Raw genomic sequence first — 21,703 nt, forward strand, 5'->3', positions numbered from 1 at the left:
AGCCTGGTGAGAAAGTGTCTATGAAAGCAGGTCTGTACCAACCAGATGAATTCAAGGATAACTGCGGTTTCGGCCTGATAGCCCATATGCAGGGCGAGCCCAGTCATACCCTTTTGCAAACGGCCATCGAGGCCCTGACCTGCATGACCCACCGCGGTGGGATTAATGCCGACGGCAAGACCGGTGACGGTTGCGGTCTGCTGATTCAAAAGCCGGACGTGTTCCTGCGAGCCATCGCCCAGGAAACCTTCGGCGTTGAACTGCCCAAGCAATATGCCGTGGGCATGGTCTTCTTCAACCAGGACCCAGTCAAAGCCGAAGCCGCTCGCGAGAACATGAACCGCGAGATCCTGGCTGCCGGTCTGACCCTCGTCGGCTGGCGCAAAGTGCCAATCGACACCAGCGTCCTCGGCCGTCTGGCCCTCGAGCGCCTGCCGCAGATCGAACAAGTGTTCATCGGCGGTGAAGGCCTGAGCGATCAGGACATGGCCGTCAAGCTGTTCACTTCCCGTCGTCGCTCGTCCGTGGCCAACGCCGCCGATGCCGACCACTACGTCTGCAGCTTTTCGCACAAGACCATCATTTATAAAGGCCTGATGATGCCGGCGGACTTGACCGCCTTCTATCCAGACCTCAGTGATGAGCGCCTGCAAACCTCGATTTGCGTGTTCCACCAGCGCTTCTCCACCAACACCCTGCCGAAATGGCCGCTGGCTCAACCGTTCCGCTTCCTGGCGCACAACGGCGAGATCAACACCATCACCGGCAACCGCAACTGGGCCGTGGCCCGTCGCACCAAGTTCGCCAACGATCTGATGGACCTGGAAGAACTCGGTCCACTGGTCAACCGCGTAGGTTCCGACTCCTCCAGCATGGACAACATGCTCGAACTGATGGTCACCGGCGGCATCGACCTGTTCCGTGGCGTGCGGATGATCATTCCGCCTGCGTGGCAGAACGTCGAAACCATGGACCCGGATCTGCGTGCGTTCTACGAGTACAACTCGATGCACATGGAGCCGTGGGACGGCCCGGCCGGCGTGGTAATGACCGACGGTCGTTACGCGGTGTGCCTGCTCGACCGTAACGGTCTGCGTCCGGCGCGTTGGGTCACCACCAAAAACGGTTTCATCACTTTGGCCTCGGAAATCGGTGTCTGGAACTACCAGCCTGAAGACGTGATCGCCAAGGGCCGCGTGGGTCCGGGCCAGATCTTTGCCGTGGACACCGAAACCGGTCAGATCCTCGACACCGATGCGATCTACAACCGCCTGAAGTCTCGTCATCCGTACAAGCAATGGCTGCGCAAGAATGCCCTGCGCATCCAGGCGACCATGGAAGACAACGACCACGGTTCGGCGTTTTACGACGTCGATCAGCTCAAGCAATACATGAAGATGTACCAGGTCACGTTCGAAGAGCGTGATCAGGTGCTGCGCCCGCTCGGCGAACAAGGCTACGAAGCCGTGGGTTCGATGGGCGACGATACGCCGATGGCCGTGCTGTCCCAGCGCGTGCGCACGCCGTATGACTATTTCCGCCAGCAGTTCGCGCAGGTTACCAACCCGCCGATCGATCCGCTGCGTGAAGCCATCGTCATGTCGCTGGAAATCTGCCTCGGTGCCGAGCGCAACATCTTCCAGGAATCGCCAGAACACGCCTCGCGCGTGATTCTCAGCTCGCCGGTCATTTCCCCGGCCAAGTGGCGTTCGCTGATGAACCTCGATCGTCCGGGCTTCGAGCGCGCGATCATCGATCTCAACTACGACGAAAGCGTCGGCCTCGAAGCGGCGATCCGCAACGTTGCCGATCAGGCTGAAGAAGCCGTGCGCGCCGGTCGTACCCAGGTTGTGCTGAGTGACCGTCACATTGCCCCGGGCAAGTTGCCGATCCACGCTTCGCTCGCCACCGGCGCGGTGCACCACCGCCTGACCGAAAAAGGCCTGCGTTGCGACTCCAACATCCTGGTAGAAACCGCGACCGCTCGCGATCCGCATCACTTCGCCGTGTTGATCGGTTTCGGCGCCTCTGCTGTTTACCCGTTCCTGGCCTACGAAGTGTTGGGCGACCTGATCCGTACCGGTGAAGTGTTGGGCGACCTCTATGAGGTGTTCAAGAACTACCGTAAAGGCATCACCAAAGGCCTGCTGAAGATCCTGTCGAAGATGGGCATTTCGACCATCACGTCGTATCGTGGCGCGCAGTTGTTCGAAGCCATCGGCCTGTCCGAAGAAGTCTGCGAGCTGAGCTTCCGTGGTGTGCCGAGCCGCATCAAGGGTGCGCGTTTCGTCGATATCGAAGCCGAGCAGAAAGCCCTGGCTGCCGAAGCCTGGAGCCCGCGCAAGCCGATCCAGCAAGGCGGCCTGCTGAAGTTCGTCCACGGAGGCGAATATCACGCCTACAACCCGGACGTGGTCAACACCCTGCAGGCCGCTGTGCAGCAGGGCGACTACAGCAAGTTCAAGGAATACACGTCACTGGTGGACAACCGTCCGGTGTCGATGATCCGCGACATGTTCAATGTCAAAACCCTCGACACGCCGCTGGACATCAGCGAGATCGAACCGCTGGAATCGGTGCTCAAGCGCTTTGACTCCGCCGGTATCTCGCTGGGCGCCTTGTCGCCGGAAGCTCACGAAGCCCTGGCCGAAGCCATGAACCGCCTCGGTGCGCGTTCCAACTCCGGCGAAGGCGGCGAAGACCCGGCGCGTTACGGCACCATCAAGAGCTCGAAAATCAAGCAGGTTGCGACTGGCCGCTTCGGTGTGACCCCGGAATACCTGGTCAACGCTGAAGTACTGCAGATCAAAGTCGCTCAGGGCGCCAAGCCCGGCGAAGGTGGTCAGCTGCCAGGCGGCAAGGTCAACGGTCTGATCGCCAAGCTGCGTTACGCAGTGCCGGGCGTGACCCTGATTTCGCCACCGCCGCACCACGACATCTACTCGATTGAAGATTTGTCGCAGCTGATTTTCGACCTCAAACAAGTCAACCCGAAGGCGCTGGTCTCGGTGAAGCTGGTTGCAGAAGCGGGCGTCGGTACCATCGCTGCCGGTGTGGCCAAGGCCTATGCGGACTTGATCACCATCTCCGGCTACGACGGCGGCACCGGCGCATCGCCGCTGACTTCGATCAAATACGCAGGCGCTCCGTGGGAACTCGGCCTGGCCGAAACCCACCAGACCCTGCGCGGCAACGACCTGCGCGGCAAAGTCCGGGTGCAGACCGACGGCGGCCTGAAAACCGGCCTCGACGTGATCAAGGCTGCCATTCTCGGCGCTGAAAGCTTCGGCTTCGGCACCGCGCCAATGATCGCGCTGGGCTGCAAATACCTGCGTATTTGCCACCTGAACAACTGCGCCACCGGCGTTGCAACTCAGAACGAGAAGCTGCGCAAGGATCACTACATCGGTACCGTCGACATGGTGGTGAATTTCTTCACCTACGTCGCCGAAGAAACCCGTGAGTGGCTGGCCAAGCTGGGCGTGCGCTCCCTCGAAGAACTGATCGGTCGCACCGATCTGCTGGAAGTCCTCGAAGGCCAGACCGCCAAGCAGCAACACCTGGACCTGACCCCGTTGCTCGGCAGCGATCACATCCCGGCAGACAAGCCTCAATTCTGCCAGGTGGACCGCAACCCGCCGTTCGACAAGGGCCTGCTGGCCGAGAAAATGGTCGACTTGGCCACTTCGGCCATCAACGACATGAGCGGCGCTGACTTCGACCTGGATATCTGCAACTGCGACCGTTCCATCGGTGCGCGGATCTCCGGTGAAATCGCTCGCAAGCACGGCAACCAAGGCATGGCGAATGCGCCGGTCACCTTCCGCTTCAAAGGGACGGCCGGTCAGAGCTTCGGCGTGTGGAACGCCGGCGGTTTGAACATGTACCTGGAAGGCGATGCCAACGACTACGTCGGCAAAGGCATGACCGGCGGCAAGCTGGTTATCGTTCCGCCGAAGGGCAGCATCTACAAGACTCAGGACAGTGCCATCATCGGCAACACCTGCCTGTACGGCGCCACGGGCGGCAAGCTGTTCGCCGCCGGCACCGCAGGCGAGCGTTTTGCCGTGCGTAACTCCGGCGCTCACACGGTTGTGGAAGGCACTGGCGATCACTGCTGYGAGTACATGACCGGTGGTTTCGTCTGCGTATTGGGCAAGACCGGTTACAACTTCGGCTCAGGCATGACCGGCGGTTTCGCCTACGTGCTCGACCAGGACAACAGCTTCGTTGACCGGGTCAACCACGAACTGGTGGAAATCCAGCGGATCAGCGGTGAAGCGATGGAAGCCTATCGCAGCCACTTGCAACGCGTGCTGAACGAATACGTTGAGGAAACCGACAGCGAATGGGGTCGTAACCTCGCTGAAAACCTCGACGACTATCTGCGTCGTTTCTGGCTGGTCAAGCCCAAGGCTGCCAACCTGAAATCGTTGCTTTCCAGCACCCGTGCCAACCCGCAGTGATATGCGCCTGAAGAGTTTGATGAGGTTTTAACAATGGCTGAACGTCTGAATAACGACTTCCAGTTCATCGATGTCGGGCGCAAAGATCCGAAGAAGAAACTGTTGCGTCAACGCAAGAAAGAGTTCGTGGAAATCTACGAACCGTTCAAACCCCAGCATTCGGCCGATCAGGCCCACCGCTGCCTGGGTTGCGGTAACCCGTATTGCGAATGGAAGTGCCCGGTGCACAACTTCATTCCCAACTGGCTGAAACTGGTGGCCGAGGGCAATATCCTCCAGGCCGCTGAGCTGTCGCACCAGACCAACACCTTGCCGGAAGTCTGCGGCCGGGTATGCCCGCAGGATCGTCTGTGCGAGGGCGCGTGCACCCTCAACGATGGCTTCGGCGCGGTGACCATCGGTTCGGTCGAGAAGTACATCACCGACACTGCATTCGCCATGGGCTGGCGTCCGGACATGTCCAAGGTCAAGCCGACCGGCAAGCGTGTCGCGATCATCGGCGCCGGCCCGGCCGGTCTGGGCTGTGCCGACGTGCTGGTACGTGGCGGCGTGACTCCGGTGGTGTTCGACAAGAACCCGGAAATCGGTGGTTTGCTGACCTTCGGCATCCCTGAGTTCAAGCTGGAAAAGACCGTGCTGAGCAATCGTCGCGAAGTCTTTACCGGCATGGGCATCGAGTTCCGCCTGAACACCGAAGTGGRCAAGGACGTGACCGTCGAGCAACTGCTCGAAGAATACGATGCCGTGTTCATGGGCATGGGCACCTACACCTACATGAAGGGCGGCTTTGCCGGTGAGGACCTGCCGGGCGTGCATGACGCACTCGACTTCCTGATCGCCAACGTCAACCGCAACCTGGGCTTTGAAAAGTCGCCGGAAGATTTCGTCGACATGAAAGGCAAGAAGGTTGTGGTGCTGGGCGGCGGCGACACGGCGATGGACTGCAACCGCACCTCGATCCGCCAGGGCGCCAAGTCGGTGACCTGTGCGTACCGTCGTGACGAAGCGAACATGCCGGGCTCGCGTAAAGAAGTGAAGAACGCCAAGGAAGAAGGGGTGAAATTCCTCTACAACCGCCAGCCAATCGCCATCGTCGGCGAAGACCGTGTCGAAGGCGTGAAAGTGGTCGAGACCCGTCTCGGCGCACCGGACGCCCGTGGCCGTCGCAGCCCTGAGCCGATCCCGGGCTCTGAAGAGATCATCCCGGCCGACGCCGTGGTCATCGCCTTCGGTTTCCGTCCAAGCCCGGCGCCGTGGTTCGAGCAGTTCGACATCCAGACCGACAGCCAGGGCCGCGTTGTGGCCCCGGAGCAAGGTAAATACAAGCACCAGACCAGCAACCCGAAAATCTTCGCCGGTGGCGACATGGTTCGCGGTTCTGACCTGGTGGTGACCGCGATCTTCGAAGGCCGCAATGCGGCTGAAGGGATCCTGGATTACCTGGGCGTCTGACGACGCCAGCTGCAAGCTTCAAGCTATTAGCTGCAAGCTTAAAGCCACAGCGCTTGCGGCTTGCAGCTTGAAACTTGCAGCTGCTCCCCTGCGACCAATTGACCCGATAGACAAAAGGCGCGGCACTATCCGTGCCTTTTGCGTCGCGCTCTGAGAAAATGCCCGCACTTTTTTTCCGGATGCCGACATGACTGCCCTGAAGAACGACCGTTTCCTTCGCGCCCTGCTCAAGCAACCCGTAGACGTCACCCCTGTGTGGATGATGCGTCAGGCTGGTCGCTACCTGCCTGAATACCGCGCCAGCCGTGCCAAGGCCGGCGACTTCATGAGCCTGTGCATGAACCCGGAGTTCGCTTGCGAAGTCACGATGCAGCCGCTCGACCGCTATCCACAACTGGACGCGGCGATCCTCTTCTCCGACATCCTCACCATCCCTGACGCTATGGGCCAAGGCCTGTACTTCGAAACCGGTGAAGGTCCGCGCTTCAAGAAAGTCGTCAGCACCATGGCTGACATCGAAGCCCTGCAGATTCCTGATCCGCACAAAGACCTCGGCTACGTCATGGACGCGGTCAGCACCATCCGCCGCGAACTGAACGGTCGTGTGCCGTTGATCGGCTTCTCCGGTAGCCCATGGACCCTGGCCACCTACATGGTTGAAGGCGGCTCGTCGAAAGACTACCGCAAGACCAAAACCATGCTGTACGACAACCCGCAAGCCTTGCACCTGCTGCTGGACAAACTCGCGCAGACGGTCACCAGCTACCTCAACGGCCAGATCATGGCCGGTGCGCAAGCCGTGCAGATTTTCGATAGCTGGGGCGGCAGCCTCTCGGCGGCGGCGTACCAGGAATTCTCCCTGGCCTACATGAAAAAGATCGTCAGCGGCCTGATCCGCGAACACGAAGGCCGCAAGGTTCCGGTGATCCTGTTCACCAAGGGCGGCGGTTTGTGGCTGGAAAGCATCGCCGACGCTGGCGCGGATGCACTGGGCCTGGACTGGACCTGCGACATCGGCAGCGCCCGCGATCGCGTCGGCAGCAAAGTCGCGCTGCAAGGCAACATGGACCCGACCGTGCTGTACGCCAAGCCGGAAGCTATTCGCACCGAAGTCGGCCGGATCCTTGCCAGCTATGGCAAGGGCAGCGGCCACGTGTTCAACCTCGGGCATGGCATTACTCCTGAAGTTGATCCGGAGCATGCGGGTGCGTTCTTGCGCGCGGTGCATGAGTTGTCGGCGCAGTATCACGAGTGATCGTGACGGGCTAACAAACACCCTGCTGTTCTGTGGGAGCAAGCTCGCTCCCACAGTTGTTTATGGCTGACTGGATATTTGTGTTTAAGCCTTTACACCGCCGAGTGGCGGCAACTTCGCCAGCTTCAACGCCACCAGCAACGCGATCATCAGCAGTGCGCCGATAAACACCCCAATCCCGTTCCACCCGCCCAGGTGCCAGAACACCCCGCCCGCCGTCCCGGCAATGCTCGACCCTGCGTAATAGCTGAACAGATACAACGATGACGCCTGCCCCTTGGCCTTGATCGCCCGGCGCCCGATCCAGCTGCTCGCCACGGAGTGCGCGGCAAAGAAGCCAAAGGTAAAGATCAGCATGCCAATGATCACCACCGGCAGCGGTGTAAACATGGTTAGCGCAAGGCCGGCGAGCATCAGCACAATCGTCGCCCAGAGCACTTTGCGCCGACCCAGCTTGTCAGCCAGCGAACCGATCTTCGCCGAGCTGTAGATCCCCGACAGGTACACCACCGAGAGCAGTCCGACGAAGGCCTGTTCCATGTGGTATGGCTCGGCCAGCAAGCGGTAACCGATGTAGTTGAACAGCGTGACGAACGCGCCCATCAGCACAAAGGCTTCCAGGAACAACAACGGTAAACCGGCATCGCGAAAGTGCATGGTGAAGCCGTCAAGCAAGCTGCGCGGGTGCAGCGAGCGGGCGCGGAAGTTTCGCGACTCGGGAAGGATTTTCCAGAACACCGCCGCCGCGATCAGCGCCAGGCCACCAATCACCAGCATCGCTGTGTGCCAGCTGACGAAATCGATCAGCACGCCGGTGATCAAGCGTCCGCACATCCCGCCAATCGCGTTGCCGCCGATGTACAAGCCCATGGCCAGGCCGATGTGCTGCGGGTGGATCTCTTCGCTCAAGTAAGTCATGGCGACCGCCGCCAGGCCACTCAACGACAACCCGATCAATGCGCGCATGATCAATACGCCTTCCCAACTTGGCATCATCGCGCTGGCCATGGTGCACAGTGCGGCGGCGAACAAGGCGGCGACCATGACGGGTTTGCGTCCGACGCGGTCGGAGATCGGGCCGGTGATCAGCAGGCCGATGGCGAGCATGCCGGTCGCGACCGACAGGATCAGGCTGCTCTGTGCTGCGTTGATCGAGTACTCGTGAGACAGCAGAGGCATCATCGGTTGCACGCAATAGAGCAACGCGAAGGTCGCGAAGCCGCCGGAGAACAGCGCCAGCACCGTGCGCATGAACATCGGCGTACCTTTTTCGATGTAAACCTCTTTCAGCTCGGCGACGACATCGTCCGCCGCAGCGGGCGGAACTTCATGGGCGAGTGGAGCGACAGCAGTTTTCACGTTGGACCTCGGAGGGGTGCAGCCGGTCAGGCAATGAAAAAAGCATATAGCTGCCTAATGATTCAATCCAATATATTGTTCGACCTGTTTGAGATGTTTTACGACCTAATGGGGTTTTCATGGAATTGCGTCATCTGCGCTACTTCATCGCCGTCGCCGAAGAACTCCACTTCGGCCGCGCCGCTCAGGTGCTGGGCATCTCACAACCGCCGTTGAGCCAGCAGATTCAGGCGCTGGAACAGGAAGTCGGCGCGCGGCTGTTCGAGCGCACCAATCGTCGGGTCGAGCTCAGCGAAGCCGGTCGATTGTTTCTGCAAGAGGCGCGATTGGCGCTGGCGCAAGTCGACAAAGCCGCTGATGTGGCGCGGCGTGCTCAGCTTGGAGAGTTGGGCGAGTTGAAAATCGGCTTCACCTCGTCGGCTCCGTTCAACTCGACCATTCCCCAAGCGATATTTTCCTTTCGCCAGCGCTTCCCGGCGGTGCACCTGAACCTGCGGGAGATGAGCAGCACCCAGGTTGCCGATGCGTTGGTCGACGAGTCGATCGAGGTCGGTATCATGCGGCCGTTGGGATTGCCGGATTCCCTCAGTGTCGTGGAGCTGATGCGCGAGCCACTGGTGGCGGTGCTCAGCTCCAAGGACCCCTTGGTCAACGGCAGCGAAGACGGATTATTCTTGTCGGCGCTGGCCCTCGAACCCTTCGTATTTTTCCCCCGCAGCTACGGCAGTGGCCTCTACGCCCAATTGCTCAGCCTGGCCCGCGATGCCGGTTTCAGCCCGCACTTTGCGCAAGAGGCTGGCGAGGCGATGACGATTATCGGGTTGGTCGCGGCGGGGTTGGGCGTGTCGGTGCTGCCGGCGTCGTATCATCGGATGCGCATCGACGGCGTGGTGTATCGACCGTTGCTGGATCCAGCGGCGGTGTCGGCGGTTTGGCTGGTGCAGCGCAAGGATCAGAAGTCGCCGATGGCCAAGGCGTTTGTGGAGTTGTTGACGCGTAAGGTTGAGCCATTGAAGGCGTGATTGAAAATCTGCTGATCAGAATTCTTGGTTGAGTAGGTGTAGCTCAGGAGCTACACTCGCCGCATGACGGAGATTCTTCGAAGTTCAACATTCTCAGGCTGGCTAGTGAAGCTGGCCGACAATCGCGCCAGGATGCGGATTCAGGTGCGGATCGACCGTATGGCCGAGGGGCAGTTTGGCGATGTCAAAGCCATTGGAGAAGGATTGAGTGAAATCCGTATCGATTATGGTCCCGGTTATCGGGTTTACTTCATGCAGCAAGGTCGTCAGTTAGTTATCCTCCTTTGTGGCGGTGACAAAAGCAGCCAAACACGTGACATCAAACAAGCCAGGCTAATTGCAAGAGCCTGGCAGGAGCAAAACCGATGACCGAACAATTCACTCGCTGGGACTCTGCCGAGTACCTCAAGACCGAAGAGGACATGGCCAATTACCTTGATGCTTGTATGGAAGAAGCGGGAGATGACCCAGCGTTTATTGCCAAAGCACTCGGAACCATTGCGCGGGCTCGCGGCATGACCCAAGTCGCAAGGGATGCGGGACTCTCCCGGGAAAGCCTTTACCGTGCACTGTCAGGGGAAGGGAATCCAGAGTTCGGCACGATCCTTAAAGTCGTGAAGGCTTTAGGATTGAAGTTACATGCCAGTACCTGAATTGAATGTTTTTGAGCGATACTCCCCTCGTTCCCGAAAGGGGCTTGTGAGACTCTGAGGATCCTGGGTAACCAGCCATCGCAGAGCCAGGCAGGTACAGGGCGATGACAAGCCGACCTGTTTGTGAAGGGGCGCCGAAAGGCGCCCTTTGTCGTTTAGAGTGACCCGGCTCAGTCAACCCCCGCTCCCCTCATCAAAGCGCGCAACAGCCTGCAAGTTATCGACGACCAGGCCGGTCGCGCAGGCATTGCTGAAAGCAGGTTGATTCAAGCTCAGTAAGCGTGTGAACGGCCTCTGCGCTAAGCGCGAGGCCGTCTTCACACATGTTGGAAGCGCTGGTTTCCCCACCACTGATGCCGTTAAGACGCAGCAGGCGCTTGCCCTCATTTTCTTTGTTGCGCCGAAACCTGCCCCTGCAATCGTCGCCCGACGACATCCAGCAAATCACAACCATCGCGCAATGACGTCACCAACACCCGCGCCAGCTCACTGTGAACGCCCTCGCCAAACGCGAAACTTTCAAGCAGCTGGGTCGCAGTGCGGATGCGGTAGGCCGCCGTTTCGTGCAACACATCCAGTGGTGCTTCGGTGTCGATCACCAACGATGCGATGGTGCAATCGATGCCGGTGATAGGCATGTATCTATCCATGACAAAAAACCTCCATTGCGTAAGAGAGCGTGATTACTTATTGGTGACTGCTGGATGGAGCCATAGACAACCCACAGGGAGGGTCAAGAATGTCCAGGGCCCGGTTGACCATCAGCTCGGCCAGCACGATCAGTTGTTGAATGGCCAATGCCTCGTTGCGGCGCGAGCCTTCGAGCTCGCAGGCGAGGTCGGTGGTCATCACATTCAGCGAGGCGAGGGTTTCAGTGGCGTGGCAGAGCAAGGACTCCGTATCGACGTTCGGGTTGATGCTGAACACATGGCTGACGGGGTCGGGGCGGTTTGGATTGCGCAGGCGTGCGCTGACTGTGCGCTCGGTGGTTTCGGAGAGTTTGGATAGGTCGGCGGTGTCAGCGTCTTTCTGGTCTGGCGACTGCGAACGATCGGGATTGATTTTTTTCATTGTGGAACTCCCTTATTTTTTTAAAGAAAAGCGGCATCCTTTCCGGCTATTCATGATTGATCGGCAGCGATGTATGGGCTGACGATACGGATAGATTTATAACTAAAAACGTCCTGCTTATTGTTCAAATAAATGAACATTTGTGTAATTAAATGATTCTTTAGAATCTTCTGTAAGTAAGTTCATTTTATTTTGTGGGATTCGTCTACTGCCTGGTGCGCTGAAGTAAACATCGAATTAAACGCTGTTTTATGAATGTATAATCAGGCTGGGTGTGTCTATTCGCACATCAGGCAGGCGAGTCGAGTGATTAACACAAAGGCAAATGGCAATACCCGGTTTGAGTGATCACGTTAATTACAGGTAGTTGGCAGATATTTAATGCATAGAAAAGAAAAAACAGAACATCTAAAAAGAAATATTAAATATCTTATAAAAAGCCGAGGGGAAACACAGATATCGTTATGTAATTCAGTTGGGTTGACTAGGACTACTATCTACAACATTTTGGAAGGGCGGGTTGTCAATGTCCAGCAGTCTACCATTCGTAAAATTTCTGATTTTTTTGGTGTGTCCTATAAAGAAATAGAAACTGTAGATTTTGAAGAGAGGGAAGTTATAGAAAGCAGCGTTTCTTTGCTGGGTAATATGAATCCTGCAGCGGTTCCTGTAATTAAAGAAAGTTTGCTTGTGCAAAGCCTCGATAAGAGAATCGGTGAGCTGGTTGTAACCTATCCTTTGACCTATTTTTTCGGTACAGCCTGCAATTTAATTGGTGTGCTTCTGGAAAGCGAAATAAGCGGCGTGAATGTGTCAGGGGACTTGTTGATAGTGAAGAAAGGTTTATCAAGCAGCGATAAAGAAAAACTCGCATACGACAAAGTCACAAAGAATCTATTTATAACCAGAGAGCCTTGCTGTTGTTCTGATGATGTTCTTGTAATAGGAGAGATAGTGGAGGAGAGGTTCAATGGATAGTCTTTCGGAAAACAGCAGGTACAAATTACTAGGTTTTGAAAATAGTAAAGGCCTTGCCGTTATCATGATCGTTTCAACGGGGAAGATCATAAAATTAAAACTGGATGATTTATTGAAAAGTGATGTGGTGGAAAATTTAAGCAGAGCAGAATTAAAATCTGTGTACAGGAAGTTTTATTCTGGTGGTGCGGCATTGACAGCATACGAAATAAATGACCGGCAAGAGAAGTCATGGATGACTTATGTAGCTCTTAATCTGTTGCTTTTTGCGCTATATATCTTCACAAATGTTGCCGCGACGAAACTGGTATACATAAAATGGCTTGATATTGTTGTCACTCCAGGGGTTTTTATTTATCCATTAACGTTTTTAATAGTTGATATGTTGAACGAGTTTTATGGGCTTAGGCTTGCGAGGAAAGCCATATTATTTGCTTTTGCGAGTAATGTTTTGATTACTGTTTTGTTAAGCGCTGCCAGCTTTCTTCCGGGTTTGTCAGGCTGGAAGCTTGATGAGCCATATAGCGAGGTAATGACTCATGTATCGTCTGTGTTGGTAGCGTCTTCCATTTCCTTCATTTTTTCTGAATATGTAAATTCTTACTTGTTGAATAAAATAAAGCAGCTTACAAGCTCTAGATTTTTATTCTTGCGGGTTTTTTTAAGCACGATGTTTGCGGTGATAATAGACAGTTTTATTTTTTGTTTTATTGCATTTTACGGGGCGATGACTAATGCCGAAATACTCAATATCGTTTATGTCCAGATTGCAATAAAAATGTGTTTCGCTGTTTTTAATATTTTGCCTGCCTATGGAGCAAGATCCCTATTTAAACGGTATGTGGTTAGCGCCTGATATGTACGAAAAGGGGAAGTGGCATGGCTTCCCCTGAATTTTTACTATTTGATCTTTTGTTTGTTTTCCAAACTTGCCATAACCGTAGCCTTGTTCTCCATAAACTCATTCAGCCCTTTCGCTCGAAGATTGCACGCGTCGCAATTCGCGCATCCAGTTCCAATTATTCCGTTGTAGCAAGTCAGTGTCTGGTGCTGAATCAATTCAAGCATTCCATGCTGCTCGGCAAGAGCCCATGTTTCTGCCTTGTTCAACCACATGAGCGGCGTTTCAATCCGCAGCTGGTAGTCCATACCCAACTCGATGGCTTTATGCAGAGTCCTGACAAATTCATCACGACAATCCGGGTAGCCAGAGAAATCCGTCTCGCCAACACCTGTGATGACAGCCTCGGCCCGAATTTGATAGGCATAAATAGAGGCCAAGGTTAAAAACAGAATATTTCTACCGGGTACGAAAGTACTTGGCAGGTTATCTCCAGAACCGTCCACGCCAAGTACTGGAATGTTGACACGCGTCAAACTACTGATAGCCAGTTCATTCAACATCGTAGTGTCCAGTACCTTGTGCGCTGTCACGCCGAGTTGTTTCGACAGCTGCTGCGCCACCTCGATTTCCGCGCGGTGGCGCTGGCCATAGTCGAACGTAATGCAGTGGATTTCATCGTATAGCGGCAACGCCTGGATCAAGCAGGTGGTGGAGTCCTGCCCACCGCTGAAAACAATTACGGCCTTTTTAGTCATGGTTCCTTCTTCCTTGTGGCCCCGACGTATCACGGGGCATTGAACCTAGCGCAAAGCCTCAATTCTGGTTGTGGGACGTTTCCGAAATAGAGTACTCCGCTTTCCGTTTTTGTCTGTTCGTTGCTTATGACCAGCGCCGAAATATCAGCGAAGTATTCACACCAGGACTCCAGTGCACCGCAGGCGTGGAGGGGCACTCAGATGTTTCGCGAGGCCAGGAATCCTGCTGCATCGCATCCGTCGGGATATTTTGTCAGCGGCTCACGCGCGTGCCAGTCGGATCTTGTGCGGTTCTTGGCCTCCATAGTTGAAAGCTTCGGCTCCATACCACGTACTCAGCAGTCAGTGTTTTGAAGGCTTCGAGTATCGGCTTGTTTACGGCCCAGTTTCCGTGGCGGTTTTGGTATACATAAGCTTCGCCGAACATCAGACGGATCTCCCGCGCCGCGAGGGCTTGCGGTAGAAAGTTCAGTTTTCGGTATTCGGCCAGCATCCACTGGGCGATGCACATGTCTTCATCTGTCCAGGTCATGGCGTGGATTCCTGCTGAAGGCCATTCGTTCAAAATTGCTGATCGGGGCGCAAAAGGTGTTGATCGAGAATGCGTTCAACCTGTTGCGGCGTCTTGCATGAGAACCACAAATTAGCGGGGTAAATCACCATGACCGGGCCGTGGTCGCAGCGGCCTAGGCAGCCCGATGCGTTGGCGCGCGATGTTCCCGGTTCACCCATTTTGGCGAGCTTGCGTTTTGCTGCGCTGAGCAGTTCATGAGCACCTGAGCCCGAGCAACTACGGCGCCCATCGGGGCGCAGATTGGTGCAAATCAACACATGGTGTTCGTAGGCCAGGGTCGGATTTTCTGCGTCATTCATAGGTGGTTACGACCTCTGTTCAAACTTTGTCGACAGGAACTGCGGCTTTAGAGGGTTCGAGATTGAGGGCGAGTACGCTCGTCAGCACAATGGCCGTTCCAGTGATGACCATGGCAGTAGGGCGTTCACTCAGAACTAACGAGGCCATCAACATCGCTGTGGGGGGAATCAGGTAAAGCGAAATGGACGCGCGGCTCACATTGCTCTGCGCCAGTACGTATGCCCACGCGAGGTACGCGAGGGCGCTGGGGAAGATGCCCAGAATGAGCACCGCGAGGTTGACCGAAGTTGAGGCATTTTGTGCTTGGTTCCACAGCCCCGGGACATAAACAAGCAGCAGTACCGTGCCTGACCAAATCGTGTAACACACCATCGTCAACCCGTCATAACGATGGGAATGGCGTTTTTGCAAGGCGAAATACAGACTCCAGGACAACGCCGCCAACAGAATCAACAGCCCATGCGCGTCCAGTTCACCAAAACCACTATCCCCGGTGACTACCACCGCGGCGCCGAGTAGCCCGCATAGCACACAGATCCATTGCCAGCAGTTGACCCGATCTTTGAACGCGAAATGTGCCAATAACGTGCTGAACAGCGGCGTGGATTGTGCCAGTACGCTGGCGGCCCCGGCGCTAACACCTTGTTGGCCGTTGTTCAGGGCTATGTGGTGCAGGCTGACGGCAAAGAACCCCAGCACCGCCAGCAGTGGCAAGTCTTTCAGGCGAGGCAGGGAAATACGCATCACCAATGCAACGCCAGCCATGAACGTTGATGCGATGAGAAATCGCAGCAGCGCGAGATGACCGGGCTCATAGGCCTTTAGCCCGATGTGAATTCCAATGGGGGAATAGGCCCAGCAAAGGATTACAAAAATCACCGCCAAAGCGATTTTTTTGCCGGGCCTTTTATTCATTAAGCCGTAACCTTGGACGCGGCCCGATTTTGCATGCTGGGCATGGCACGGGCTATACCGTCCCAGTACTGCTCGGTGATGTTCAGGAAGCTGTTGAACGAAGCGCTGACTTCCTCTATGTCCCGGTCGGTGGTGCATTCTTGAGTGGCTGCTTTCACCGCCTGAATCTTGTGTTCTTTTTCTGCATCCCCGATGTGGATGTAGAAGTACTCGCAGTGCTCATGAAAATCGTCGTTATTGGCGTACAGGTGCTTATAGTTGAGTGCCMCTTCGTACAAACGGGTGAGCATCGAATAGGCCTGCCACTCTTGAGCCAGCAACGTGCCGAGCACATGGCGTGGATTGTTGTTATGGCCACCGTCGGTATAAAGACTCAATTGTTCGCGGCTAAACGTGTGGGTGCTTTCCAGCACAGGCAAAGCCGTGAGTTCGTCCATGCTGTACGGCCGATCAGCGAGACGGCTGAGAAGGTCGATGAGGTAACTTTCCAGTAAGGCAAGGTGGGCCTTTTCCGGGTTGCCGTAGCCCATTTCGGAGTACAAGTTTTTGACGATTTCGACTTGAGCATACAGGTCGTCAGTGCCCATAAATGATAGGGCAACCATACGAGAAGTCTGTGGTACGGGCCAGGTAGTTTCGAGCAAACACCTCAACGTCGGCGAGGGGCAGTGAGCAGCCCATCCACCGTCGATAGAACGCATTATCCAAGGCTTTGTGGGTAAAAACACTTTCGGCTAGGGACTGGATTTTCCGCTCAACTAACTCCATGAAAACTCCTGTTTATCGAGGGATAGGAAAGGGCAACGACGCACTGCAACGTGCGCCGGTTGAAGTATCAAAAACACCAGTGTTTACTACAAGTGACTTAAACTGAGCTGTCCATTCACTGTGGGTGAACGATGGAATTGTCCCAACTGCGTATGTTCAAGACGGTTTATGACGTCGGCAGCATCGCGCGCGCCGCCGAGTTGTTGCACTGCGTGCCGTCCAATATCACCGCACGACTCAAGTCCCTGGAGCGAGAGCTGGGTACACCGCTGTTTTTCCGCGAGGGTCGAGGGTTGCAGATCACTCCTGCCGGGGTGGTTTTTCTCGATTACGTGACGAAAATCCTGGGGTTGGCTGAAGAAGCTAAACGCGCGGTAGCGCCCACCAATACGCCTGGCGGTCCTCTGCGCATTGGCGCCATTGAATCCAGTGCTACGGGGCGGTTGCCACGGTTATTGGCCAAGTACCATGCGCTTTACCCGCAGGTATCGCTGGAGTTGAGCACTGGCACTTGGGCTCAACTGCTGGACGACGTTCAGCATCACCGACTTGATGGGGTGATCGTGGCGGTGAACATTGAACGCCCCGGTCTCGAGCGGGCAGTGGTGTACCGGGAAGATTTGATTCTCATCGCGTCCGAGTCGCATGGGCCATTACGCAAAGCAGCGGATCTGCAAGGTAAGGAAATTTTCATGTGGCCCCCGGGCTGTCCTTACCGGTTGGCGCTGGAGCAGTGGCTGTTGCGCCATGATCAGGTGTTGCCGATCGTCAGCATTGCAAGCTACGGCACCATAGTGGGTTGCGTCAGTGCCGGTGCCGGCGTTGCGCTGGTACCTCGCGGTATCTATGAGCAATACCGCCAAAGTGCGGGTTGGCAAGGATATGAGTTCCCGGAATTGACGAGTATCGACAACCTTTTTTATTGGCATGAAAACGCAGGTCGACACCCCGCTCGGGAGGCGTTTTTGGCGCTACTGCAGACTGAGTTCGAGGGCCCGGCGGCGTTGGAAGAAGGCGCTTGCGCGCCTCAGGTAGAACCAGACTGATGACTGCACCTTCACCAGACCCCCTTCAACGCAACCCGATGTGGCATTCATCGGTCTTGGGGGCCTTGCGCTCATTGCGCGTGTAGACGCTGACGATATCCTTGACCTTGAAGTTCTAAGTCACGACCAGCGCCGAAAAATCAGCGAAGTATTCACACCACCGAAGGCAAAGTTGTTGTTCATCACGTATTCATTGCTCATCTGCCGAAACTCGCCGCGCAGGTAATCCAGCTTGCCGCAATGCGGATCGACCTCGTCGAGGTTCAAGGTGTGTGCATACAGATCGCGGTTCATCATTTCAATGCTGAACCAGGATTCCAGCGCCCCGCACGCGCCCAACGTGTGGCCGAGAAAGCTTTTCTGCGAGCTGATTGGCATGTGTTCGCCAAACAACGCGCTGGTGGCCAGTGTTTCGGCAATGTCGCCCTGTTCTGTAGCGGTGCCGTGGCCGTTCACGTAGCCGATGTCTGAGGGCTGAAGGCCGGCGTCTTCCAGGGCCAGTTCCATGGCGCGGCGCATGGTGAGCTGCTCTGGACGTGTGGTGTGCTGGCCGTCGGCGTTGCTGCCGAAGCCGACGAGTTCGGCGTGGATACGCGCCCCGCGAGCCAGGGCGTGTTCCAGCTCTTCAAGCACCAGCATGCCGCCGCCTTCACCGATTACCAGGCCGTCGCGATCCTTGTCATAAGGGCGTGGGCTGGTGTGCGGGGCGTCGTTTTTCAGGCTGGTGGCGTAGAGTGCGTCGAAGACCATGGCTTCGGTCGGGCACAGCTCTTCGGCACCGCCCGCCAGCATCAGCGGCAAGCGGCCGAACTTGATCGATTCGTAGGCGTAACCGATGCCTTGGCTGCCGCTGGTGCAGGCGCTGGACGTCGGGATCAACCGACCGGTGAGGCCGAAGAAGATGCTGATATTCGCGGCCGTGGTGTGCGGCATCATCCGCACGTAGGAGTTGGCGTTCAGGCCTTCGGCCACCGAATTGAGCAGCATGTTGCCGAACGCCTTGATCTCGTCGGTGCTGCCGGTGGATGAGCCGCAAGCGACGCCCATGCGTCCGTCCTTGATCGACTCGTCGCCAAGCAGTCCGGCATCGGCCAGCGCTTGTTCGGCAGCGCCCACAGCAAGTCGGGACACCCGGCCCATGCTGCGCAGTTGCTTGCGGGTCCAGTGGCTGGGGACTTTGAAGTCATCGATAGGGGCCGCCAGGCGCGTGTTGAGCTCGGTGAAACGATCCCACTCGTCCATGCGGCGAATGCCGCTGTGGTTGGCGGCGAAGTGGCCGGCGATGGTTTCCCAGTCGCTGCCCAGCGAGGTGATGCCGGCCATGCCGGTGACGACAACGCGCTTCATCAGCACAGGCCTCCATTGACGGCCAGAACCTGCCGGGTGATGTACGACGCTTCCGCCGACATCAGGAAATTTACCGCGCCCGCCACCTCTTCAGGGGTGCCCATGCGTTGTGCGGGGATCATTTTCATCAGTTCTTCCACGGGCACATTTTCATCGAGCATGGCGGTGTCGATCAGGCCAGGTGCGACACAATTGACAGTGATTTTGCGCTTGCCCAATTCAATCGCCAGCGCCTTGGCCGCGCCGATCAGACCGGCCTTGGAGGCGCTGTAGTTGACCTGTCCACGATTGCCGATCAAACCGGAAACCGAGGTGATGCAGACAATTCGCCCGGCGGCGCGACGACGGATCATCGGCATCATCACCGGGTGCAGCACGTTGTAGAAACCGTCGAGGTTGGTGCGCATCACCACATCCCAATCATCCTCGCTCAGCGCCGGAAATGCACCGTCACGCGTCAGTCCGGCGTTGAGCACCACGCCGTAATAGGCGCCGTGGGCTTCTACGTCGGCTTCGAGAATGGCTTTGCAGCTGGCACGGTCGGACACGTCGAATTGCAGGACGCGGGCGTTGCGGCCCAGGGCTTCGATTTCGCCTTTCACGGCGATGGCGTCCGCCAGACCACTGCGGCAATGCAGCACGATGTCATGCCCGGCTTGGGCCAGGCGCAAGGCGATGGCGCGGCCGATGCCACGGCTGGAGCCGGTGACCAGTACGGATTCAGTCATGACTGGACTCCTTCGGGTTCATGAAGATATTGCGCGGCCTGAGGCGGACGATAGACGTTCAGGCGGGCGCTGGCGTGGATGCCGGGGGCGTTGATATGGCATTCGAACACGCCCATGCCATTTTCGTCTTCCAGCGAGCGAATACCGTGGATGGTCAGCTCGATGCCGGCCGGGAAGTGCTCGACGTTGCATTCGAATTTACGGCTGCCGAGCAGAAAGCCCAACTCCACTGCATCACCGCGCTGGCGCGCACGGCAACCGGCAAACGCGGCGACGCTCTGGGCCATCAGTTCGATGCCGATCCAGGCTGGCAGGCTGCCATCACTATTGTTGAACAGGCCGCCGGGTCTGACGGTCAGACGGGTGTGAATCTGCTCTTCATCGAACGCCAGGATCTGTTCGATCAGGATCATGTCGCCAGCGTGGGGCAGCAGTTCGGCGAGCGGCCAGTCAATCATGGGGCGTCTCCGATAATCAGGCTGACGTTGTTGCCACCGAAGGCAAAGGAATTGCTCATCAGGTAGCGGGGTGCAATGGACGTCAGGCGAGTGGCCGGGGTCACCCAATGCAAGGCGGGCAGCAGCGGGTCGGGCTGGGCGTCCCAGATGTGGGGTGGCAGGGCGTGGTCGCGGTTGTCCGGGCTCAGGCTCAGCCAGCAGAACGCGACTTCCAGGGCGCCGGCAGCGCCGAGGGTGTGACCGGTCATCGGCTTGGTCGACGAGCAGGGCACGCCTTGCGGGAACAGCGCCGTCACGGCAAGGCTTTCCATCGCGTCGTTATGCTGGGTCGCGGTGCCGTGCAGGTTCAGGTAATGGATCTGTTGCGGTTGCAGGTTGGCCCGGTTCAGAGCTTTGTTCATGGCTTGCAAGGCACCCCGGCCGGTCGGTTCCGGCGCAGAAATATGGTGCGCATCGGAACTGGCGCCGCTGCCGAGCAGGGCGATGGCCCGGCCATTTCCGGCGGTTTTGCTCATTAGAAACAACACGGCCGCCTCGCCGATGTTGATGCCGTTGCGGTTGACCGAAAACGGATTGCAGCGCTGCCCGGACACCGCTTCCAGGGCCGAGAAACCGTTCAAGGTCAGTTTGCACAAACTGTCGACGCCGCCGCACAACACCGCGTCGCACAAGCCTAGATCCAGCAGCCGTTGGGCACTCATCAGCGCTCGTGCGCTGGAGGTGCAGGCGGTGGAAATCACATAGGCCGGGCCACTCAATTGCAGCCAATCGGCCAGGAAGTTGGCCGGCGCGCCGAGTTCCTGTTGCTGATAGTCGTACTCGGCAGGGAATTCATGCTCGCGGATGTAATGGGCCAATCCACGGCTGGCCTCATCGATGCCCGATGTGCTGGTGCCCAGAATCACGCCGATACGATCGCGGCCATAAGTCTGGATCGCCTGGTCAATCTCTTCGCGAATTTGCAGCGCGGCTTCCAGTAACAACTGGTTGTTGCGGGTGTTTTGCTTTTTCAGCTCAACCGGGATCGGTGCCAGTTCTCCGCTCACCGCCGCCACTGGCAAGGCACGCTCCGGTACCCAGCCGGTTTCGGTACGCAGACCTGAGCAATCGCCGGCAAACAGATTGGTGGCGACTTGCGGTTTACCACGCCCCAACGCGCAGATCACACCAAGGGCGTTCAGATAAGCCGTCATGGCGTCTCCCCACTCAGCGGCGTGACTTGATACCGGGGGCCCTTGGGCAGGTTCAATTCAAAGCTCATGGGTTGTGAATAACTGACCTCCCAACGCTTGGGCAGGGAACGTTGCCGGCCGTGCTGCCAGGCGGTGGGATAGTTGCCCGACAGTTCATCTTTAGGGGTCAGCGCAAACAGCAGCGCGGCGAACAGCTCCCGGGCTTCCGGGTTGGGCGGCAACAGGCCGTCGGCCTGCCACTTGCCGTCGATCAGAACCTGACGCGCCTGTGGAATGCCCAGCAAGTCCATCATCGACCAGCGAAGGCCCGCGTCTTCATGCTGGATCACCAATACCCAGTCCTGACGTTGGTCAGCCTCCAGGCGCTGGATGTGCATTTGCAGGGGCAACGTCAGGTTTGGCAGGTGCTCGGGCAGCGGTGCCCGGCCGGCGCAAGCGCTCAGCAACAGCAGGCACCCAAGGAGCAGAAAACGGGTCATCAGGCATTACCTTCAAGGGTGTTGCGCCGCAAACAGGCGG

General features: G+C 57.2%; 22 protein-coding genes. 9 read left to right on the forward strand and 13 right to left on the reverse strand.

The window, feature by feature from the left end; genetic code table 11:
- Positions 1-20 precede the first annotated feature (20 nt).
- The 3 genes from gltB (at position 21) to hemE (ending at position 7,173) form a co-directional block, all read left to right on the forward strand.
- A complete protein-coding gene (gltB, locus tag AC1DSG_RS00930) occupies positions 21-4,466 on the forward strand; it encodes a glutamate synthase large subunit (RefSeq protein ID WP_477789165.1) in 4,446 nt (1,481 codons plus the stop codon).
- A gap of 33 nt (positions 4,467-4,499) precedes the next feature.
- Positions 4,500-5,918, forward strand: a complete 1,419-nt coding sequence (locus AC1DSG_RS00935; protein ID WP_477789166.1) for an FAD-dependent oxidoreductase — start codon at positions 4,500-4,502, stop codon at positions 5,916-5,918.
- A gap of 187 nt (positions 5,919-6,105) precedes the next feature.
- Complete coding sequence (hemE, locus tag AC1DSG_RS00940) at positions 6,106-7,173, forward strand: uroporphyrinogen decarboxylase (RefSeq protein ID WP_477789167.1); 1,068 nt, start codon at positions 6,106-6,108, stop codon at positions 7,171-7,173.
- Between the two features lie 84 nt (positions 7,174-7,257).
- On the opposite strand, the gene AC1DSG_RS00945 is transcribed toward hemE, so the two are convergent.
- On the reverse strand, positions 7,258-8,532 hold the full coding sequence (locus AC1DSG_RS00945; RefSeq protein ID WP_477789168.1) for an MFS transporter: 1,275 nt from the start codon (positions 8,530-8,532) through the stop codon (positions 7,258-7,260).
- 119 nt (positions 8,533-8,651) lie between these two features.
- Between AC1DSG_RS00945 and AC1DSG_RS00950 the strand changes: the two genes are divergently transcribed.
- The 3 genes from AC1DSG_RS00950 to AC1DSG_RS00960 all read left to right on the forward strand — a co-directional run bounded on the left by AC1DSG_RS00950 (position 8,652) and on the right by AC1DSG_RS00960 (position 10,207).
- Entirely contained in the window at positions 8,652-9,554 is a 903-nt protein-coding gene (locus AC1DSG_RS00950) for a LysR family transcriptional regulator (protein WP_477789169.1), read from the forward strand.
- 63 nt (positions 9,555-9,617) lie between these two features.
- Positions 9,618-9,923 (forward strand): type II toxin-antitoxin system RelE/ParE family toxin, encoded by a 306-nt coding sequence (locus tag AC1DSG_RS00955; protein ID WP_477789170.1) that lies wholly within the window; start codon positions 9,618-9,620, stop codon positions 9,921-9,923.
- Complete coding sequence (locus AC1DSG_RS00960) at positions 9,920-10,207, forward strand: addiction module antidote protein (protein WP_007943750.1); 288 nt, start codon at positions 9,920-9,922, stop codon at positions 10,205-10,207. Before AC1DSG_RS00955 ends, AC1DSG_RS00960 begins: the two co-directional genes overlap by 4 nt.
- A 383-nt stretch (positions 10,208-10,590) precedes the next feature.
- Here AC1DSG_RS00960 and AC1DSG_RS00965 read toward each other — a convergent pair whose 3' ends face one another.
- Together AC1DSG_RS00965 and AC1DSG_RS00970 are read right to left on the reverse strand one after the other, a co-directional pair.
- Positions 10,591-10,857, reverse strand: coding sequence for a hypothetical protein (locus AC1DSG_RS00965; protein WP_007943752.1), 267 nt, complete (start codon positions 10,855-10,857; stop codon positions 10,591-10,593).
- A gap of 37 nt (positions 10,858-10,894) precedes the next feature.
- Positions 10,895-11,278 carry a DUF6124 family protein gene (locus AC1DSG_RS00970; protein ID WP_477789171.1) on the reverse strand — a complete coding sequence of 128 codons (384 nt, stop codon included), beginning with the start codon at positions 11,276-11,278 and terminating at the stop codon, positions 10,895-10,897.
- Positions 11,279-11,659: 381 nt separating this feature from the next.
- Here AC1DSG_RS00970 and AC1DSG_RS00975 point away from each other — a divergent pair, with 381 nt between their 5' ends.
- Together AC1DSG_RS00975 and AC1DSG_RS00980 are read left to right on the forward strand one after the other, a co-directional pair.
- On the forward strand, positions 11,660-12,256 hold the full coding sequence (locus AC1DSG_RS00975; RefSeq protein WP_477789172.1) for a helix-turn-helix transcriptional regulator: 597 nt from the start codon (positions 11,660-11,662) through the stop codon (positions 12,254-12,256).
- Positions 12,249-13,112 carry a queuosine precursor transporter gene (locus tag AC1DSG_RS00980; protein WP_477789173.1) on the forward strand — a complete coding sequence of 288 codons (864 nt, stop codon included), beginning with the start codon at positions 12,249-12,251 and terminating at the stop codon, positions 13,110-13,112. The genes AC1DSG_RS00975 and AC1DSG_RS00980 overlap by 8 nt, the downstream gene beginning before the upstream one ends.
- Positions 13,113-13,156: 44 nt before the next feature.
- Here AC1DSG_RS00980 and queC read toward each other — a convergent pair whose 3' ends face one another.
- From queC to AC1DSG_RS01005, 5 genes are all read right to left on the reverse strand, one after another.
- Positions 13,157-13,855: a 7-cyano-7-deazaguanine synthase QueC gene (gene queC / locus AC1DSG_RS00985; protein ID WP_477789174.1), complete on the reverse strand. Its 699-nt coding sequence runs from the start codon at positions 13,853-13,855 to the stop codon at positions 13,157-13,159.
- Between the two features lie 253 nt (positions 13,856-14,108).
- Positions 14,109-14,387, reverse strand: a complete 279-nt coding sequence (locus tag AC1DSG_RS00990) for a DUF6953 family protein (RefSeq protein WP_477789175.1) — start codon at positions 14,385-14,387, stop codon at positions 14,109-14,111.
- Between the two features lie 29 nt (positions 14,388-14,416).
- Entirely contained in the window at positions 14,417-14,728 is a 312-nt protein-coding gene (locus AC1DSG_RS00995; protein WP_477789176.1) for a (2Fe-2S) ferredoxin domain-containing protein, read from the reverse strand.
- A gap of 19 nt (positions 14,729-14,747) precedes the next feature.
- On the reverse strand, positions 14,748-15,644 hold the full coding sequence (locus tag AC1DSG_RS01000; RefSeq protein WP_477789177.1) for a DMT family transporter: 897 nt from the start codon (positions 15,642-15,644) through the stop codon (positions 14,748-14,750).
- Positions 15,644-16,249, reverse strand: coding sequence for an iron-containing redox enzyme family protein (locus AC1DSG_RS01005; RefSeq protein ID WP_477789178.1), 606 nt, complete (start codon positions 16,247-16,249; stop codon positions 15,644-15,646). Before AC1DSG_RS01005 ends, AC1DSG_RS01000 begins: the two co-directional genes overlap by 1 nt.
- A 294-nt stretch (positions 16,250-16,543) precedes the next feature.
- Here AC1DSG_RS01005 and AC1DSG_RS01010 point away from each other — a divergent pair, with 294 nt between their 5' ends.
- Positions 16,544-17,458, forward strand: coding sequence for a LysR family transcriptional regulator (locus AC1DSG_RS01010; RefSeq protein ID WP_477789179.1), 915 nt, complete (start codon positions 16,544-16,546; stop codon positions 17,456-17,458).
- A gap of 120 nt (positions 17,459-17,578) precedes the next feature.
- Here the strand turns inward: AC1DSG_RS01010 and AC1DSG_RS01015 are convergent, their stop codons facing one another.
- From AC1DSG_RS01015 to AC1DSG_RS01035, 5 genes are read right to left on the reverse strand one after another with little or no spacing between them, the layout of a single operon-like run.
- Complete coding sequence (locus AC1DSG_RS01015; RefSeq protein ID WP_477789180.1) at positions 17,579-18,805, reverse strand: beta-ketoacyl-ACP synthase; 1,227 nt, start codon at positions 18,803-18,805, stop codon at positions 17,579-17,581.
- Positions 18,805-19,533 carry a 3-oxoacyl-ACP reductase FabG gene (gene fabG, locus AC1DSG_RS01020; RefSeq protein ID WP_452624633.1) on the reverse strand — a complete coding sequence of 243 codons (729 nt, stop codon included), beginning with the start codon at positions 19,531-19,533 and terminating at the stop codon, positions 18,805-18,807. The genes AC1DSG_RS01015 and fabG overlap by 1 nt, the downstream gene beginning before the upstream one ends.
- Positions 19,530-19,991 (reverse strand): hotdog family protein, encoded by a 462-nt coding sequence (locus AC1DSG_RS01025; RefSeq protein WP_477789181.1) that lies wholly within the window; start codon positions 19,989-19,991, stop codon positions 19,530-19,532. The genes fabG and AC1DSG_RS01025 overlap by 4 nt, the downstream gene beginning before the upstream one ends.
- Positions 19,988-21,184, reverse strand: coding sequence for a beta-ketoacyl-[acyl-carrier-protein] synthase family protein (locus AC1DSG_RS01030; RefSeq protein WP_477789182.1), 1,197 nt, complete (start codon positions 21,182-21,184; stop codon positions 19,988-19,990). Before AC1DSG_RS01030 ends, AC1DSG_RS01025 begins: the two co-directional genes overlap by 4 nt.
- Positions 21,181-21,663, reverse strand: a complete 483-nt coding sequence (locus AC1DSG_RS01035) for a hypothetical protein (protein WP_477789183.1) — start codon at positions 21,661-21,663, stop codon at positions 21,181-21,183. Before AC1DSG_RS01035 ends, AC1DSG_RS01030 begins: the two co-directional genes overlap by 4 nt.
- Positions 21,664-21,703: the final 40 nt, after the last annotated feature.

This window comes from Pseudomonas sp. P5_A12, assembly GCF_056400685.1.